At 68.2% G+C, this 17,731-nt stretch carries 12 protein-coding genes; 5 read left to right on the top strand and 7 right to left on the bottom strand.

Annotated features, from left to right (window positions below; all coding sequences use genetic code 11):
* Positions 1-45: 45 nt before the first annotated feature.
* Positions 46-816 (bottom strand): deoxyribonuclease IV, encoded by a 771-nt coding sequence (locus AB0L82_RS23310; RefSeq protein ID WP_364639787.1) that lies wholly within the window; start codon positions 814-816, stop codon positions 46-48.
* A 205-nt stretch (positions 817-1,021) separates the two neighbouring features.
* Between AB0L82_RS23310 and AB0L82_RS23305 the strand changes: the two genes are divergently transcribed.
* The 4 genes from AB0L82_RS23305 to AB0L82_RS23290 all read left to right on the top strand — a co-directional run bounded on the left by AB0L82_RS23305 (position 1,022) and on the right by AB0L82_RS23290 (position 7,989).
* Positions 1,022-2,926, top strand: coding sequence for a protein kinase (locus AB0L82_RS23305; protein WP_364639784.1), 1,905 nt, complete (start codon positions 1,022-1,024; stop codon positions 2,924-2,926).
* 90 nt (positions 2,927-3,016) lie between these two features.
* The gene (locus AB0L82_RS23300; RefSeq protein ID WP_364639781.1) at positions 3,017-4,468 is read left to right on the top strand and encodes a protein kinase; all 1,452 of its coding nucleotides are present in this window, start codon (positions 3,017-3,019) and stop codon (positions 4,466-4,468) included.
* Between the two features lie 222 nt (positions 4,469-4,690).
* A complete protein-coding gene (locus AB0L82_RS23295) occupies positions 4,691-5,464 on the top strand; it encodes an ABC transporter ATP-binding protein (protein ID WP_364639778.1) in 774 nt (257 codons plus the stop codon).
* Between the two features lie 14 nt (positions 5,465-5,478).
* Positions 5,479-7,989: an FtsX-like permease family protein gene (locus AB0L82_RS23290; protein WP_364639775.1), complete on the top strand. Its 2,511-nt coding sequence runs from the start codon at positions 5,479-5,481 to the stop codon at positions 7,987-7,989.
* Positions 7,990-7,992: 3 nt separating this feature from the next.
* Here the strand turns inward: AB0L82_RS23290 and AB0L82_RS23285 are convergent, their stop codons facing one another.
* The 5 genes from AB0L82_RS23285 to AB0L82_RS23265 form a co-directional block, all read right to left on the bottom strand.
* The gene (locus AB0L82_RS23285) at positions 7,993-9,288 is read right to left on the bottom strand and encodes a protein kinase (protein ID WP_364639771.1); all 1,296 of its coding nucleotides are present in this window, start codon (positions 9,286-9,288) and stop codon (positions 7,993-7,995) included.
* A 91-nt stretch (positions 9,289-9,379) separates the two neighbouring features.
* Positions 9,380-10,558, bottom strand: a complete 1,179-nt coding sequence (locus AB0L82_RS23280; protein ID WP_364639768.1) for a VWA domain-containing protein — start codon at positions 10,556-10,558, stop codon at positions 9,380-9,382.
* Entirely contained in the window at positions 10,555-12,753 is a 2,199-nt protein-coding gene (locus tag AB0L82_RS23275) for a DUF5682 family protein (RefSeq protein ID WP_364639765.1), read from the bottom strand. The genes AB0L82_RS23280 and AB0L82_RS23275 overlap by 4 nt, the downstream gene beginning before the upstream one ends.
* The gene (locus AB0L82_RS23270) at positions 12,753-13,850 is read right to left on the bottom strand and encodes an AAA family ATPase (RefSeq protein ID WP_364639762.1); all 1,098 of its coding nucleotides are present in this window, start codon (positions 13,848-13,850) and stop codon (positions 12,753-12,755) included. Before AB0L82_RS23270 ends, AB0L82_RS23275 begins: the two co-directional genes overlap by 1 nt.
* The gene (locus AB0L82_RS23265) at positions 13,847-16,993 is read right to left on the bottom strand and encodes an SWIM zinc finger family protein (protein WP_364639759.1); all 3,147 of its coding nucleotides are present in this window, start codon (positions 16,991-16,993) and stop codon (positions 13,847-13,849) included. Before AB0L82_RS23265 ends, AB0L82_RS23270 begins: the two co-directional genes overlap by 4 nt.
* 154 nt (positions 16,994-17,147) lie before the next feature.
* Between AB0L82_RS23265 and AB0L82_RS23260 the strand changes: the two genes are divergently transcribed.
* Positions 17,148-17,447, top strand: a complete 300-nt coding sequence (locus tag AB0L82_RS23260; protein ID WP_364639756.1) for a SelT/SelW/SelH family protein — start codon at positions 17,148-17,150, stop codon at positions 17,445-17,447.
* Between the two features lie 3 nt (positions 17,448-17,450).
* On the opposite strand, the gene AB0L82_RS23255 is transcribed toward AB0L82_RS23260, so the two are convergent.
* Entirely contained in the window at positions 17,451-17,678 is a 228-nt protein-coding gene (locus tag AB0L82_RS23255; RefSeq protein ID WP_364639753.1) for a zinc ribbon domain-containing protein, read from the bottom strand.
* Positions 17,679-17,731: the final 53 nt, after the last annotated feature.

The following is a 17,731-nucleotide window of genomic DNA, read 5'->3' as shown; positions in this document are numbered from 1 at the left end:
CAGCCGGATCGAAAGCCGTTACCCGGGCTAAGCGCAGGCGTATGCCTATCCGACTTGTTCACGGAGGAAGGCCAGATCCTCGGCGACGCCCTCGGCGGGCGTCTCCAGGATGATCGGGGCATCCACGGCCTTGCAGACCTCGACCAATAGCTGCGTGTCGATGGTGCCGTCGGCCAGGTTGGCGTGCCGGTCCGCGCCCGAATTGAAGTCGTCCCGCGAGGAATTCAGGTGCACCAGGTCGATGCGCCCGGTGATCGCCTTGATCCGATCCACGATGCCGAGCAATTCCTCACCGCCCGCCCAGGCGTGGCAGGTGTCCAGGCAGAACCCCGCGCCGAAATCGCCGACCGCGTCCCACAATCGGCCGATATCGTCGAAATGCCGTGCCATGGCGTGATTTCCGCCCGCGGTGTTCTCGATGAGAATCGGCACCGCGAACCCGCCCTTGTCCTGCTGGCGTTCGAAGAGCTTGCGCCAGTTGAGGATTCCCTCGACCATCTCCTCGTCCTTGCGGACGTGCCCGCCGTGCACGACCAGCCCGAACGCGCCGAGATCCGCGGCCGCCTTCGCCTGCGCCGCCACCGCGCCGCGCGAGGGCATGCGCAGCCGATTGTTCAGGCTGGCCACATTGATCTGATACGACGAGTGCACCACCACATCGATGGGACTGGCCTTGATCTCCGCCGCCAGCGGATGCGGCGCGGGTTTGTCCCAACTCTGCGGATCGACCACGAACATCTGGATGACGTCGGCCCCCAGCTTCTCCCCGAAGCCGATGGGATCGCCGTCCTGCCGAACGTGTGCTCCTATGCGCATGCCGAACACCATATAACCGCCCTCCGACAGGAGATCGTGCTCACTCTTGTTGCGCTTGCGGGATTCGCAGAGATAGTTCCGTAGGACTCGATTGCGCTATGGTTTCGGTGATTTCCGGATCGGCCCGAGCACGATCATGCCGATCGTTTGCGGTACGTCGCGCGCTGGTGGGTCCCGGCGCAGACGTAGGAAGTGGGAGCTAGACATGCTGTCCAGCGGTGATGTGTTTGCGGAATACGTTATCGAGCGGCAGCTGGGGCGCGGGGGCATGGGCTCGGTGTATCTGGCCAAGCATCCCCGGTTGCCCCGGCTGACCGCCCTGAAGCTGTTGAACCGGGAAATGGTGTTCGACAAGGAGGTTCGCGCGCGCTTCGAGCGCGAGGCGGATCTGGTCGCCCAGCTGGACCACCACAATATCGTCACCGTCTACGACCGCGGGCTCGAGGACGGGCAGCTCTGGATCTCCATGCAGTACATCGACGGTGTCGATGCCTCCAGCGTGAATCCGCAGACGCTGCCGCCCGAGCGGGCCGTGCAGATCATCTCCGAGACCGCCGACGCGCTGGACTACGCGCACCGCAACGAGGTGCTGCACCGCGACGTCAAACCCGCCAATATCCTGCTGGCCCGCTCCACCGGCGGTAAGGGCGAACGCGTCTACCTCACCGACTTCGGCATCGCCCGCCTGCGCGATGACAGCGGCCATCTGACCCAGACCGGCACCTTCACCGCGACCCTGGCCTACGCCTCGCCGGAACAGCTCACCGGTTCCGCCCTGGACGGCACCTCGGATCAGTATTCGCTGGCCTGCACCCTGTTCTGGTTGCTCACCGGTTCCGGGCCGTTCTCGGCGACCAATCCGGCGGCGGTCATCCAGGGCCATCTACAGCAGCCGCCGCCCCCGCTGAGCGGCGCGCGCCCGGGCCTGCCGCCCACGCTGGATCTGGTGTTGAACAAGGCCATGGCCAAGCGCCCGGAGGAGCGTTTCGCCAGCTGCGCCGATTTCGCGGCCGCCGCCAAGCACGCGCTGGCCTCGCCGAGTTCGCCCGCGCTGCCGCTGGTGAATCCGCGCACCACGCCGCCGTCGCCCGTGCATACGCAGCAGGGTCAGCCCATGCACACCCAGGGACCGCATCCCACCATGGGCCAGCAAGGCATGCCCATGACCGGCGGACCGGCCCCGACGGTGAACGGGCCGATGTACACCTCGGGTCCGCGCACCGCCGCGCCCGCGCCCACGGTCGGGCCGAATCCGTATGCGACACAGTTGAATACGGCGACCCCCACACCGCAGCCGCTGTACGGCCAGACCCCGAACCGGCCGACGAACCAGTACACCAGCCCGCCGCAGAATCAGTACACGAGTCCGCCGCAGTACAACTACGGCGGGCCGCCGCCGGGACAGCCGCCGGGCATGGGCGGCCCGATGGGCGGACAGCGCCCGCCACAGCCGCCGAAGAAGTCCAACACCGGACTCATCGTCGGCATCATCGTGGGCGTGCTCGTGCTGGTCGTCGTGGCGGTCATCGGATTGGCCGCACTCGGCAGCAAGAGCAGTGACACCGGCACCACCTCGAGCGGTACCACGAGCGCGGGCGCGAGCGGTAAGCCCAGCGGTTCGGCGCCGCCCGCGAACCCGGGCGGTTCCGATAAGCCGGTCGACTCCTCGGCGATCAGCAAGGAATTCCCGCGCCTGGTGCCCGCCAACAAGACCGGCGATACCGGCTACAACGGCGCGACCTGCTGGCTGGCCGATCCCAAGAGCCCGCCGGACAAGTCCGACGGCGAACCCGATTTCGGCGACTGGGCGGTGCAATGGCGCTGCTTCGGCGGCGGCAATAACGCCGACCCGTTCTACCGCATCTACGCCTACTCCTCAGCGGCCAAGGCGCAGGCGGCGGCGAGCGCGCTGCACCCGGACAAGAAGAGCTCCGACACCAGCGGCGGCAAGGCGTACACCAACTACCAGTTCACCGGTGACGATCGCCCGCGCATGGTCACCGCCTTCACCGGTGACGCCAACCGCGGCCAGTACCTCATGTACACCGACGGCGTCGTCGGCACTATCGATGAAGTGCTGACCTGGTGGCGTTCCGCACCCCTGAACTAAGCTCGCTCCCGCCTGCCTCACCGAGGTGGTGATCGACTCCCTGGGGCCGCGAACAGCCGCAGCGCAGCGGAGGCTAATGGACACGGAAGGGTGCTTGTGCTGCGCAGCGGGGAGACGTTCGCCGGATATCTGATCGAACGTGAGCTCGGCCGTGGTGGCATGGGGTCGGTATATCTGGCTCGGCATCCGCGATTGCCACGGTTGGTGGCGATCAAGCTGCTGAATCGGGAGTTGTTCGGCGACAGCGAGGTTCGGGCGCGATTCGAGCGCGAGGGTGATGTGGTCGCGCGGCTGGATCACCCGAATATCGTGCCGCTGTTCGATCGCGGTTTCGATGACGAGCGGCTGTGGATCGCCATGCGGTACATCGACGGGCCGGACGCGTCCACGCTGGAATCGGCGAATCTGCCACCGCGGCAAGCCGTCCGGATCATCTCCGAGACCGCGAAGGCGCTGGATTTCGCGCATCGCAAGGGTGTGCTGCACCGAGATGTGAAGCCCGCCAATATTCTCATCGAACGCTCCGACGGTGAGGAGCGAATCTTCCTGGCGGACTTCGGCATCGCGCGACTACGCGATGAGGGCACCAAACTCACCCAGACCGGCTCGTTCACCGCCACCCTGGCGTACGCGGCCCCCGAACAGCTCTCCGGGCAGCCGCTGGATCACCGCTGCGACCAATATTCGCTGGCCTGCACGCTGTTCCGGCTGCTCACCGGTGTCGTCCCGTTCGACGCGCAGCATCCGGTCGCCATCATGCAGGGCCATCTGCAACAGCCGCCGCCCCCGGTAAGCGCGTTGCGCCCCGGTCTCCCGCCCGCCCTGGACGCCGTGATGGCCCGCGCCATGGCCAAACAGCCACCCGCGCGCTTCGGCTCCTGCGTCGAATTCGCCACCGCCGCACAGCAGGCCCTGGACGGCGGGCCCACGCAGGTGGCGGGGCAGCACTCCGGCCCGCGGAATCCGATGGTCGGTCAGCCCGGTTTCACCCCGGGCGGCGCGGCCGGTTCGAACACGCCCCCGCGGCCCTTCATGACGCAGGGCGGCCGGCCCGCCACACCGCAGCACGCGTCGGCCGCGCTGGGCAAGCCGGTCGCGACTTCGGCCAATGGCGCTGTGGCACAGGGCACGCCGTACGCTGCCGCCTATGCCGCGCCGTCACCCACCCGGCCACCGGTGAAGCCGTCGGCGGCGCGCTCGGCCACGAAGGCGATGCCGAAGTCGGGAACCCAGGTGTTTCCGCAGCCGCGCAAGAAGCCCAAGAAGAAGTCACGGGCGCGGGGCTGCCTGATGTGGTTGCTGGCCCTCATCCTGATTCCGCTGCTGATCGCGGTGGTAGTGCTGCTGGCGATCGATCAGATGCGCACGGGCGGCGGTGGTTCACCGGGTCTCACCACTCCGCCCGCCCCGGCGTACACGACCACCGAGGAGTACTACCAGGACACCACCACCGAATCGGTGCCGGAACCGTCCGGTGGTACCGCGAGCGCGACGCCGGAATACAACACGCCGCAGCCCGCGGTCCCGTTCTGGCAGCACTGAGGGTATTTTCCCGGCAGTGTCGCCGGTGTGCCGCGCAGTGCCGCCAGGTGTGCTCCGGTGGCGTGCCCCGAGTTCGGTGGGCATCGCCGCGGCATGCGATGCCGGAAATGTCCTTCTACCGGCCCTGATCGGTCGCTTGACCGTCTAAGGAATCACTGAGGGTAGACGGCTCGGGGTGTTCCCGGATGGCATCTGCCTGCGAAGACCGACACACTGGACGGCATGACTTCGAATGTCTCGGATTCCGTCGGGCTCGACACGGGCACGGGCGCGGTCGCCGCGCGCGCGACCGATCTGATGAAGATCTACGGTTCCGGCGATACGCAGGTCCGGGCACTCGACGGGGTGTCGGCAGATTTTGCCAAGGGGGAGTTCACCGCGATCATGGGGCCTTCGGGCTCCGGTAAGTCGACCCTGATGCACTGCCTGGCCGGGCTGGACGCCGCGACCGGGGGCAGCGTGCACATCGGCGATACCAACCTCACCGAACTGTCCGATAAGGGCATGACCCAGCTGCGCCGCGATCGCATCGGTTTCGTCTTCCAGGCGTTCAACCTGGTGCCCACCCTGACCGCGCTGGAAAACATCACGCTCCCACTGGATATCGCCGGTCGCAAACCCGATGCGGAGTGGCTCTCGACCGTGGTCAAGCGGCTCGGCCTCAATGACCGCCTCACCCACCGGCCCAGTGAGCTGTCCGGCGGCCAGCAGCAGCGCGTCGCCTGCGCCAGAGCCCTGGCGGGCAAGCCGGAAATCATCTTCGGTGACGAGCCGACCGGCAACTTGGATTCGCATTCCTCGGGCGAGGTGCTCTCGATTCTGCGTGCGGCCGTGGACGAATTCGGCCAGACCGTCGTCATCGTGACCCATGATCCGCGTGCGGCCTCGTACGCCGATCGCGTCGTGTTCCTGGCCGATGGCCGGATCGTCGATGAATTGCGTTCGCCCACTGCCGATTCCGTGCTCGACAAGATGAAGTCGCTGGAGACCAACTGATGTCCGGTAGTCCCATGCGCAAGGTTGCCTTGCGCAACCTCGCCGCGCATAAGGTGCGGCTGTTCCTGACGGTGCTGTCGGTGGTGCTCGGAACCGCCTTCATCGCGGGCTCTTTCGTCTTCACCGACACCCTGCAGAGCAGTTTCGACAGCATCTTCGCCAATCAGGCCAAGGGCGTCGATGTCCGGGTGAGCCCGAAAGAGCGCCAGTCCCTGGGCATTCCGAACGAGGCCGTGGACAAGATCACGGCCATGGATCAGGTGCGCGCGGTCGCGCCGTCGGTCAACGGTTCGGTGGTGCTGCTCAAGGACGGCAAGGCCGTGCAGACCGGTGGCGCGCCGACGATCGGCATCTCGTATCTGCCGCCGGACAAGTCGGTCGCCGAACCGGACAAGTTCATCGAGGGCGTGCCGCCGAGCCAGACCGGACAGGTCGCCATCAACAAGAGCGGCGCGGATCGCGCCGGTCTGCACGTCGGCGACACCACCAAGGTGCTCGTCCCGTCCAAGGGCAATATCGACGTCACGGTCAGCGGCATCTACGAACTGGCCGGCAATACCGGCGGATTCATCCAGCTGTACTTCGACGACGCACAGGCCCGCCAGCTGTTCACCGACGGCCAGCATGTGGCCTTCGTCGATATCGCCGCCAAGCCCGGCGTGAACGCGGACGCGCTGCGCGATCAGATCGCCAAAACCTTCCCGGATTACAAGGTGCAGGACGGCGATCAGGTCCGCGAGGACATGAAGAAGCAGATCGGCGACGCCCTCAAGTTCATCAACTACTTCCTGCTCGCCTTCGGCGCGATCGCGCTGATCGTCGGCACCTTCATCATCTACAACACCTTCTCCATGCTTGTCGCACAGCGACTTCGGGAGCTGGCGCTGCTGCGCGCGGTCGGCGCGTCCCGGCAGCAGGTGGGGCAGTCCGTGGTCGGCGAGGCGTTGATCATCGGATTGATCGGCAGCGCATTGGGTTTGGCGGCCGGTGTGGGCCTGGCGTTCGGATTGTCGGCGCTGCTCAACGCCTTCGACCTGGGCTTGCCCACCGGATCGATGGCGCTGAAGCCGCGCACCGTGCTGGTGGCGCTCGGTGTCGGCGTCGTGGTGACGGTGTTGAGCGCGTACGCGCCCGCCCGCCGGGCGGCGACCATTCCGCCGGTCGAGGCCATGCGCGCGGAATTCAGTTCCGCCGCGGAATCCAATCGCATTCGCACCGCTATCGGGGCGGTGCTGGCCGTCGTCGGCATCGTGCTGGTGGTGCTGGGCGCTCAGCACACCGGCGGCAATGCCGCGCTCACCGTCGGAATCGGTGCGCTGGCACTGATTTTCGCGGTGCTGCTGGCCTCGCCGGCGCTGTCCAAGCCGGTGGTGAAGGTGCTCAGCGTGCTGGTGCGCCCGTTCGGCCCGGTCGGCCGGATGGCGCGCAATAACGCGCTGCGCAATCCGAGGCGCACCGCCGCAACGGCTTTCGCGCTGACCCTCGGACTGATGCTGGTGACCGCCATCGGCATGCTCGGCGCTTCGGCCAAGGCCAGTATCGGCGAGGTCGTGGACAAGGGCGTCAAGGCGGACTACATCCTGCAGGGGCCCACCAACAGTCTGGTCGGCGTGCCGCTGGCGGCCGGTCCGGTCGTGCAGAAGGTGCCGGGCGTAGCGGATGTGGTGCAGTTCCACGGCGTCACGTTCAAGGCCGGTGACGATCAGCTGCTCGGCACCGTGCCCGAGGGGCCGCTGAACAAGGTGCTGAGCTACGACATCGTGCAGGGCAGCGACAATCTCGGTGAGAACGGCATCATGCTGTCCGAAACCGAAGCGGGCGACCGCGGTTGGCATGTCGGACAGCAGGTCGACATCACCAGCCTGGACAAGAAGAACTACCAGGTCCAGGTCGTCGGCATCTACAAGGACACCCAGCTGCTCGGCCCGCTGGTCGCGCCGATGGCGCTGTACAACCAGGTGATGCCGGTGAGCTTCCGCACCAACTTCATCGTGCTCATCACCGCGCAGCCCGGCGCGGATCTGAAGGCCATGCGCACCGATCTGGAGAAGGCAGTCGATCAGTGGGCCGTGGTGCAGGTGCAGGACCGTGAGGATTTCAAGGGCGCGCAGGGCAAGCAGATCAACACCATGCTCGCCATCCTGTACGGCCTGCTGGCCCTGGCGGTGGTGATCGCCATCCTCGGCATCGTCAACACCCTGGCGCTGTCGGTGGTGGAGCGACGCCGTGAGATCGGCATGCTGCGCGCGGTCGGTATGCAGCGGCCGCAGGTGCGGCGCACCATCTACCTGGAATCCATGCTGATCGCGATCTTCGGCGGTGTGGTCGGGGTGGCGCTCGGGCTGGTGCTCGGCGTCGGATTCCTGCGCACGCTCAAGGATCTCGGCCTGGCCACCATTTCGGTGCCGTGGGGTCAGATCGTGCTCATGGTGGTGAGTTCCGGCGTGGTCGGCGTGCTGGCGGCGCTGTGGCCCGCGGTGCGCGCGGCCCGGACGCCGCCGCTGGCGGCCATCGCGGACGTGTAGGGGTCAGCGGTTGTACAGGATCACCGTTACCACCACGATGATCAGCACCAGGGTTACCGTGGTGGCGGCGATGATCCAGCCGATCTGGCTCGAATTGCGTTCGGGCGCACGGTAGGCCGGTTGCCCCGTGGACTGCGGGGCGAAATTCGGCTGGTGCTGCTGATTCGGGTACGCCGGACCGGACACCGGATTCTGCCGATTGGGTGTCGGGGCCACGACCGGATTCTGATAGGGCGGTGCGGGATTCTGGTATCCCGCACCCGAATTCGGATACGCCGGATTGGGATTCGGCTGCACCGGATTCTGATACAGCGGAACGGGATTGGATCCCGACATGGGCCGCTGCTGCTGCGGGGCCGGAACCACCGGCTGCGGCCGCACCGGTGTCGGCTGCCGCGGGACGACCGGCGGCGGCGCGACGATCGGCTGCGGTCGCGCGGGTGTCGGCTGCCGCGGCGGCACCGGGCGCGCGGTCAGCGCGTGATCGACCGCGGCGGCGAATTCCGCACAGGACCGGAAGCGGTCCTGCGGACGCTTGGACAGCGCCCGCGACAGCACCCCGTCGATGGCGCGCGGCAGCTCGGGCCGCAGCGGACTGGCGGGCGGGGGCGTCTGCTGCAGATGTCCGCGAATCACCGCCGCCGGGCTGGTGCCCTCGAACGGCACCACGCCGGTGAGCAATTGGAACAGCGTGCAGCCCAGCGCGTACTGATCCGAACGTCCGTCGATGGTGGCCCCGGTCAACTGTTCGGGTGAGGCGTACGCCAGGGTCGCGGTCACGGTGCCGGTCTGGGTGAGATGACCGGTGTCATCGCGCAGGCGGGCGATGCCGAAATCGGTGAGGTACACCCGTTCCCCGCCCGCACCGCCCGAGGAGCGGGCCAGCAGGATATTCGCCGGCTTCACATCCCGGTGCAGGACGCCGCGCCCGTGCGCGTAATCCAGGGCCTTGGCCGTCTCGGAGACGATCTGCGCGGCTCGCAGCGGCGGCAGGGAAGCGGCCTTGACGGCGGAGGCGTTGACACCGTCGATGTACTGCATGGAGATCCACAGCTGTTCACCCTCGGTGCCGCGGTCGTAGACCGTGACGATATTCGGATGATCCAGCTGGGCGACCAGATCCGCCTCCCGGATGAACCGGGCGCGAATCTCGTCATCGGTGAACATTTCCTGATTCAGCAGTTTCAACGCCGTCTTGCGCGGCAGGCGGGGATGCCGGGCCAGGTACACCGACCCCATACCGCCGCGGCCCAGTTCGCGTTCGATGACGAAACCGGCGAACACATCACCAGAGCGCACAGTCGAGCCCCCGTTTCCGAGTCAGATCAGGTTGGCAGCCTACCGTGCGGGTCGCGGCCGCCTCAGACGCTACATTCCACGGCTGTATATCTCAGCCCGCCTGCCCGGCGTTCACATGCGCCCACCGCTGCACGTCACCGCGATCGAGAGCGACCGCGAGCAGATCCGGGAAACGGTCCGGCGTACAGGCGAAAGCGGGCACGCCGAGCGCGGTGAGCGCGGCGGCGTTATCGCGGTCGTAGGACGGTGCGCCTTCATCGGAGAGGGCCAGCAGCACCACCACCTGCACGCCCGATTCCTTCATGCTGCGAATTCTGCGAAGCATCTCCGCGCGCACCCCGCCCTCGTAGAGATCGGAGATGAGCACGAACAGGGAATCGGCCGGGCGGGTGATGAGCGACTGCGAATAGGCGATGGCGCGATTGATATCGGTGCCGCCGCCCAATTGGGTGCCGAACAGGACATCGACCGGATCGGCGAGCTTATCGGTCAGATCCACCACGGCGGTATCGAAGACCACCAGCGAGGTCTTCAGCGAGCGCATGGAGGCCAGCACCGCGCCGAACACCGACGCGTACACCACGCTCGACGCCATGGACCCGGATTGATCGATGGCCAGCACCACGTCCCGGCGCACCGCCTGCGCCTTGCGCCCGTACCCGACCAGTCGTTCCGGCACCACGGTGCGCTGTTCGGGCAGATAGTGCGCGAGATTCTTGCGAATGGTGCGGTCCCAGTCGATATCCCGCAGTTTCGGCCGCGACACCCGCGCCGCGCGATTGAGCGCGCCGCCGACCGCGGCGATGGTCTGCGCCGCGATCCTGCGCTCGATCTCCCGCACCACCTTCTCCACCACCGTGCGCGCGGTGGCCTTGGTGGTCTCGGGCATCACCCGATTCAGGCTCAACAGCGTGCCCACCAGATGCACATCCGGCTCGACCGCCTCCAAAAGCTCGGGCTCCAGCAGCAATTCGGTGAGATTCAGCCGATCCACCGCATCGCGCTGCATGACCTCCACGACCGTCGACGGAAAATACCGCCGAATATCGCCCAGCCACCGCGCCACCTGCGGCGCGGACCCACCCAGCCCACCGGATCTGCGCCCGCTCGCCCCGTTGCGCGCATCCGCGTCATACAGCGCCCCCAGCGCCCGATCCATGGCCACATCCTCGGCCCCGCCGAGCCCGCCCACACTCGCCTCGGCCGCCCCGCCGAGCACCAATCGCCAGCGCCGGGACTGTGCGTCATCGGCGGTCTTCGGCTCGGTCATCCCGTTACCCCCAGGATTTCGGCGACGGCGCGGAGCGCGAGTTCGCCACGGACGGTGTCGTATTCGGTACCTCCGGAAACGGAGGAGGCGGGCCCGCCATTGCGCACCGCCTGGCCGATGGCTTGGCGCTCACCGGATTCGAACGCGCCGAAGGTGCGGCGCAGCAGGGGTAGCGTGGCGACGAACTGGTCGTCGTCCAGTCCGGCGAGCCAGGTGTCGATGAGGCTCAACAGGTTTCGGTCGTGTACCAGGAGCAGGCCGCGACCGCCGAGGAAGCCGTCGATCCAGGCGGCTTTCTCGACGGGGCTGTGACCCACCGACAGGGCCGCGGATAGTCGGCGGGCGGATTCGGCGGCGTCGATGATGTCCGCGTCGGCCAGCAGGCGGACGGCGCGGCCGATCAGGGTGCCGTTGATATCGTCGCGATCGGCCAGCATGCGCAGGGCGGTCAGCCAGGTGGTGGTCGCCCATTCGTTCTCGCGGGCCGAAAGCGCCAGGTGCACAGCGTCTATCAGGGTGCGGAGTTCGGCGGCGCCGTCGGCGTCCAGGCCGGTGACCGCGCTCGGCAGGCCCGCGCAGACGCGGATGAGCAGGCCGTCCGCCACCCTGGTCAGGGCGGCGGAATCGGTGCCGCGCACATCGCCGTAGCGCAGTGTGCGCAAGAGGCCGGGCAGCGCGGCCAGCAGGTGGGTGATGTCGTGATCAAGGGCCGCGACCGATTCCAGGCGGGTGATGAGGCCGTCGGTGGCCCCGCTCAGATCCGCCAGCAGCGCCGATTCCAGCGCGGCCGACATCTGGCCGACCGTGGCCTCCGGATTCGCCGCCGTATCAAGGACTTTCGCCTCGGCCGCGGTGCGCAGCGTGGTGCCCCAGCGCGCCGCCTCCACGATCGCGATGGACAGCTCGGGTCGCCAGCGCAGCGTCCAGGTCTCCCGGAAGGTGCCGGTATTGCGCACCTGACTGTCGGTGAGCTGACCCCAGCCGATGCCGAGCAGCCGAAGCCGGTGCAGCAGCCGGGATTTCGCCATATCCCGCTCGGTGCGCAGATCCAGGTCGATGACGCGCTCCAGGGCCTGCTGCTTCAGGCGCAGGGTCCTGATCTGCGCGCGCAGATCCGCCTCCAGCGGAACGGTCGGCGTGCCCTCCGGAACCGCGCCCAGCGCCTCACCCACCACCATTTCGGTGCTGACCAGGCGCAGCATGGTCTCGTCACCGTCGCACAGCACCGCGCGGGTCGCCTCGGTCACCTCCGACAGCCCGGCCAGCGGCCGTTCCCGCAGGATCGCGAGAGTCTCGGCGAGCCTTACCGATTCGATGATGTGCGCACTGGACACCGGCAGATCATGCGTGCGCAGCATGCCCGCGACCTTGGTGAGCCAGCGCACGATGGGCTGGTCGGTCTGGGTGAACAGGTGGTGATACCAGCCCGGCGAGGTGATGCCCGCGCCGTACCCGGAGGACGAGGCCAGCCGGGAATGTGTCCACGGCACCCAGGTCAGCGTGGCCTTCCCCTTGGGCAGGCCCTTGAGCACGCGGGCATCCGCGGCGGCCGGGCCGAGCTTGCCGGACAGCGCCGGACCGTGCCAGGCCCCGCACACGACGGCCAGGCGTTGTGCGCCGTCCTTCAACGACTTTCGCATGACCTGCCGCATATGCGCCTCGCGGCGCAGCGTGTGCTGATCGATATCGGCGTTCTCCCGCAGCGCCGTCATGGCCTCGTTCACGGCATCGAAAATGTCGGCGTCCGAGGAGGATTCGACGACCGCGTCCCACCAGCGCTCGGCATCGTCGTAACCGCCCGCCGCGGCGAGTTCGGCCAGGGGGTCGCCGCTGTCACCCGGCTCGGTCTCGAGGGCGAGCGTCATGGCGGCGGGCAGATCGAAAAACCCTACGGGCACGGTGTTCTCGGCCCCGTACCGCATCGCCTGCCATTCCGGGGAGAACACCGCGAACGGCCACAGCGCGGCCTTGGCGGGCTCATCCGGGTGGTAGCCGAGCAGGGCCACCGGCGGTTCCATCCCGTCGGCGGTGACGAAGCCGAGCAGTGGATCGGCATCGGCCGGGCCCTCGATGAGAATGGTGTCCGGGGAGAACTTCTCCAGCGCCAGGCGCAGCGAACGCGCCGAACCCGGTCCGTGATGGCGGATGCCGAAGATCCGGGTCTCCGCCGTCACGGTGGTGGTGACGGTGCTCATCAGCTCACCTCGCGGCAGGCCCGGTAGAAGTCGGCCCAATCGGCGCGCTGGCGCACAACGGCTTCCAGGTATTCGGTCCACACCACCGAATCCGCGACCGGATCCTTGATGACCGCGCCGAGCACCGCACCCGCGATATCGGCGGGGCGCAGGATGCCGTCGCCGAAATGCGCGGCCAGCGCCAGACCATTGGTGATCACCGAGATCGCCTCGGCGGTGGAGAGCGTGCCGGACGGTGATTTGAGCTTGGTGCGGCCGTCCTCGGTCATGCCCGAACGCAGTTCGCGGAATACCCGCACCACGCGCCGCACCTCCTCGGCGGCGGCGGGCACGGCGGGCAATTCCAGTGCGGCGCCGAGCTGTTCGACCCGGCGGCTGACGATCGCCACCTCCTCATCCTCCCCGGCGGGCAGCGGCAGCACCACGGTATTGAAGCGGCGGCGCAGCGCCGAGGAGAGCTCGTTCACGCCGCGATCGCGGTCATTGGCGGTGGCGATCAGGTTGAAACCCTTGGCCGCCTGCACTTCCGAACCCAGTTCGGGCACCGGCAGCGTCTTCTCCGACAGCACCGTGATGAGCGCGTCCTGCACATCGGACGGGATGCGGGTGAGTTCCTCCAGGCGCGCGATGGATCCCGCGCGCATGGCCGTCATGATCGGGGACGGCACCAGCGCGGCATCACTCGGGCCTTCGGCGAGCAGGCGCGCGTAGTTCCAGCCGTAGCGAATGGACTCCTCCGCGGTGCCCGAGGTGCCCTGCACCAGCAGCGTCGAACGACCCGAGACGGCGGCCGCGAGATGTTCGGACACCCAGGTTTTCGCGGTACCGGGGACGCCGATGAGCAGCAGGGCGCGATCGGTGGCCAGGGTGGCGACCGCGACCTCCATGAGGCGGCGCGGGCCCACGTACTTCGGGCTGATCACGGTGCCGTCGGACAGGGTGCCGCCCAGCAGATAGGTGACCACCGCCCACGGCGACAATTTCCAGGACGGCGGGCGCGGCCGGTCATCGGCGGCGGCGAGCGCGGTGAGTTCGTCGGCGAAGGCCTGTTCGGCATGCGGGCGCAGCAGGGCGTCCTGCGATGAAATCGTGGTCACTTCAGCTCCTCGAGCATTGCTCTGCGTTGGGTGAGGTCGTAGGTGAGTTGATCGAAAGCCTGCTCCCAGTACGGATCTCCGCATTTGCGGGCGATCGCGGTCACCATGTCGGCGGTGTCCACCGGGAAATGCGCCGAGGCCGCGCGGAACAGGGTGCGATAGGAGGCGGGCCGCAGGCTATTGGGCGTGCCCGGGCGATCCGCGCTGAGCTGGGCGCGTTCCAGCAGCAGGCGCAGCACATGTTCGGCCATGGGACCGGGCCACGGATGCGGCATGGCGCGCAACAGCGATTCGATCTCGGCGAGCCAGCTGCTGTCCAGGCGGCACAGATGCCGGATCTGATCCGCCAGGGGTTGCAGGGCGAAGAGTTCGCGCAGCGTCTCGCCGGCCGAGCCGCCCTCCTCCTGTGCGGCGTAGGCGGCGAAGAGTTCCCGCGCCCAGGCTTGATTACGTTGCGCCAGTGCGGCATCGGCCCAGCCCGCGAACATGGGGCCGCGCATGGCCTCGGTCATGGCGGCGCGCACCGCCTGCTCGGGCGGGCCGAGGACGCGTTCCCAATGCGAGAGCGGGGTCGCCGCGACCACCCGGTGCAGCCATTCGGCGGCCAGATCGGGTGCGCCGTCGGCGCGATAGACGGTGTAGCCGTACGGATCTCCGACGCCGTCGCGGCGGGCGGCATCGTCCAGCACGCCCGGACCGGTGGTGGTCAACTCGGGCCTGCGCAGTTTGCGGCCGAAGGTGAGCCAGGCGGCGGCGCGCTCGGTCATGCGCCCCGCGAAATGCGAATCCTGCAGTCGGCCCAGCAGATCGGCCGCCGTGCGCCGCACCTCGGCCCGCCGATCGTCCAGCGCGGTCTCCAGCAGCGCCTCATCCATGAGCGAGAGCCCATCGGCGAACACCGCCAGCAATTCCGCCTTACCCGGCCCGGATTCGGTACCCCAGGTACCCGCGAGCGCATCCCGCGCGGCAACGGGATCGCGCCGCCGCAACTGCGCCAGCCACACCCGCCGCTCGGCGGCTCGCCCGTGCGACCACACCGAATCATCGGTCACGTCCGCCCGCACCAGCGCCCGCCACCCCGGATGCTGCCCCGCCAGCCACCGCCCGCGCGCCCCCGCCAGCCGCAACAGCGGCTCCCGCTGCAACGCGAGCGCTTTCGCCCGATCCAGCAACACACTCACCAGCGCGTCCGGAGCCCGCAATTCCCGCTCCTCGGCCGCCGCCAGCCACTCATCCAGAAACGGCGAACTGGTAGCGAGCAACTCCGCCAACCGCGCCGAAGCGGCAACCGAAAGCCGCAGCCGCCCATCATCATCCGCGGCCGCGGGCAACTCCACCGCCAGCGCGCTCACCCCACCCCGCGCGAAACACTCTTGCAGCGCAGCGGATTCGAGCAACACCGCCGCGCTTTCCTTGCCTGGGCCGCCGGATGCCGAGGTTTCCCCGGCTGCTTGATGCACGGCCGGATCGGCCTCGCCGAATTGATGTGCGGCCGAGGTGCTTTCGTCGGGCCGGGGCGGAACGGCGGAATTCGCGCCCGGCTGCTCGTCGAGCCGGTGCGCCAGCGCGGCGACCGGGGCGGCCAGCTCGTCCCGGTTCGCCGGTCGACGGGCGGTGCCGATCAACGCGGCTGAGACCAATTCCGCACTGCCCGCTTCGGATTCGGTGGAGCTGTGTGAAGTGGCGGGAGTGGTTCCCTCCATGAGGTCGATATCGATCACCGTCCCGTCGAGCAGGGCGGCGACGGGAATCAGGCCGTCGGCGGTCCACTCGCCGATCACGCTCACCGGGTGTCCGCCGGACAGGCCGAGCAGGTGCCAGGGCTCGCCGTGCTCGGTGGCGATCGGGAGCGCGGTGCCGTCCGATTCGGCTATGTACCAGCCACTTTCATCACGAACCGGCACCACGTCGGTGAGCAGGACCGGCCAGGCGCGCAGGAAAGGATCGGCCCCGACTGCTCGTGCGTGCGCGGTGAGTGCCGCACCGATTCCCCAGGTGCGCTCGGTCGTGACAGCGCCGCCGATGGGATCGGCTTCGGAGTCTTGCTCCGTCTCACGCGCAGCGGCGGTGTCGGGTTGTTCCGCACCGCTTCGGGTTTCGGCACGGCGGCTGGGGATGGTTGTGAATGGATCCGGCAGGCCGTGGCGGGTGCCCCAGAGGGCGCGCAGGGGGTTCGCGCCGGGGTAGTAGTGCAGGTCGGCGTCGATCATGAAGCCCGGGGGTGGGGTGTCCTGGGGGAAGCCGGGGCCGCCGTGTTTGTGGTCGATCAGCAGGGCCCAGCGGCCGGATTTCCTGCCGAGCAGCCAGATTCGGCGGGTGTAGATGGCTTCCTCGTTGGTGATGCGGGTGCCCAGGACCAGCCAGGTGTCGCGGACCGGGGGTGTGGCGCGGACGGATTCGGTGCCGGTCTGGTAGCCGATATGGGTGCGGACACTGGCGGCGAGCGCGGGGGAGAGGGCGTCCAGGCGGCGGTGGGCGGTGGCCAGCAGGTGCAGGCGGGCGTATTCGCGCAGCAGCAGGCGCGGCCAGTCGGAATGGGTTGCGGTGCGCGGCAATTGGCGCAGGACGGCGGCGACGCCGGGGGCCTTGGCGTCGACCATGCGCTTGGCCACGGACTCGAAGGTCGCCATCGAACGGTCTGCCGAGGCCAGGCCGGTGCGGATCTGGTCGGTGAGCCAGATATCCAGATCGGCGAGACCGGCGGTGACCAGGGCGCGGCGTTGATCGGCGGTGGCGGTGCCCACGGAGGGGGCCGGGGTCGGCGAGTTCGATTCGGATGCGGCCTTTTTCGCGTCGCGGGCGGCGCGATCGGTTTCGCGCGCGGCGCGTCCGGCCAGCCATTCACCCGCGAAATCGGCGACGGTATCGGTAGCTGGAATTTCGCCCTCGGACCAGGCGAGCATTAGCGAAAGCGCGTGTTTGCACGGGAATTTACGGCTCGGGCAAGAACATTTGTATGCGGGCCCGGCGGTGTCGACGACGGTTTGGTAGGGACGACCGCCGCTGCCCTGACACAGGCCCCAGAGCGCGGTGTCGTGCTGTCCGGTGCCGTTCCACTTGCCGCGCAGCTTGCGGGCGGCGGTGAGTGATGTGGCATCCGGAGCCAGCGCCGCGATCTGATCAGCGGTCCAGGCGGTGGTCATCGAGCCCCCTTCGTTCGTTCACCGCATTTCTATCGCAGAGCACCGACAAGTGCGCGGCGACGTCAATAGCCGCTATTTTGCTGAAAGCGCTGTGTGAAAAGGCAATTCGAACCGTGCCCCGGTAGCGCCGCGCGCCGCCGGTAAAGTGCCCGATATGTCCCGCGTAGCGATCGAATACTGCACCCAGTGCCGCTGGCTTCTGCGTGCGAGCTGGATGGCCCAGGAATTGCTGACCACCTTCACCACCGATCTGTCCGAGGTCGCGCTGGTACCCGGCGAGGGCGGGGTGTTCCGCATCACCGTGGACGGCGAGCAGCTCTGGGATCGCAAGGCGGACGGCGGTTTTCCCGATATCGCCGTCCTCAAGCAGCGCGTGCGCGACCGGGTCGCCCCCGGCCGCTCGCTCGGTCACACCGATAGGAAGGACGCCGAACCGGTCATCGACCAGTCCTGACGTTCAGCAGCAGCCACCGCCACCACAGCAACCCCCGCCGCCGGCCATCGGCACCTGCGGTGCGGCGGCGGGCACGCTGCCCCCGCGATTTACCGTTCCGAACGTGGTCAGCAGTTTTACGGTGTCCGAATGCCCCTGCGGGCAGTCGGCCGGATCCGAGGACTCCGCCATCGGACGGGACTTCTCGAACGTGTCGCCGCAGCTGCGGCATCGATACGCATAACTCGGCACCCGCCCAGCGTAGCGAATCGCGGGTGACGATCCGGCAACCTCAACCGATGCAC

It is taken from the genome of Nocardia sp. NPDC052001, from assembly GCF_040680615.1.
Classification (GTDB): Bacteria; Actinomycetota; Actinomycetes; order Mycobacteriales; family Mycobacteriaceae; genus Nocardia.
The sequence above is the reverse complement of the archived record's forward strand: the minus strand, read 5'-3'. Positions and strand labels throughout refer to the sequence as shown.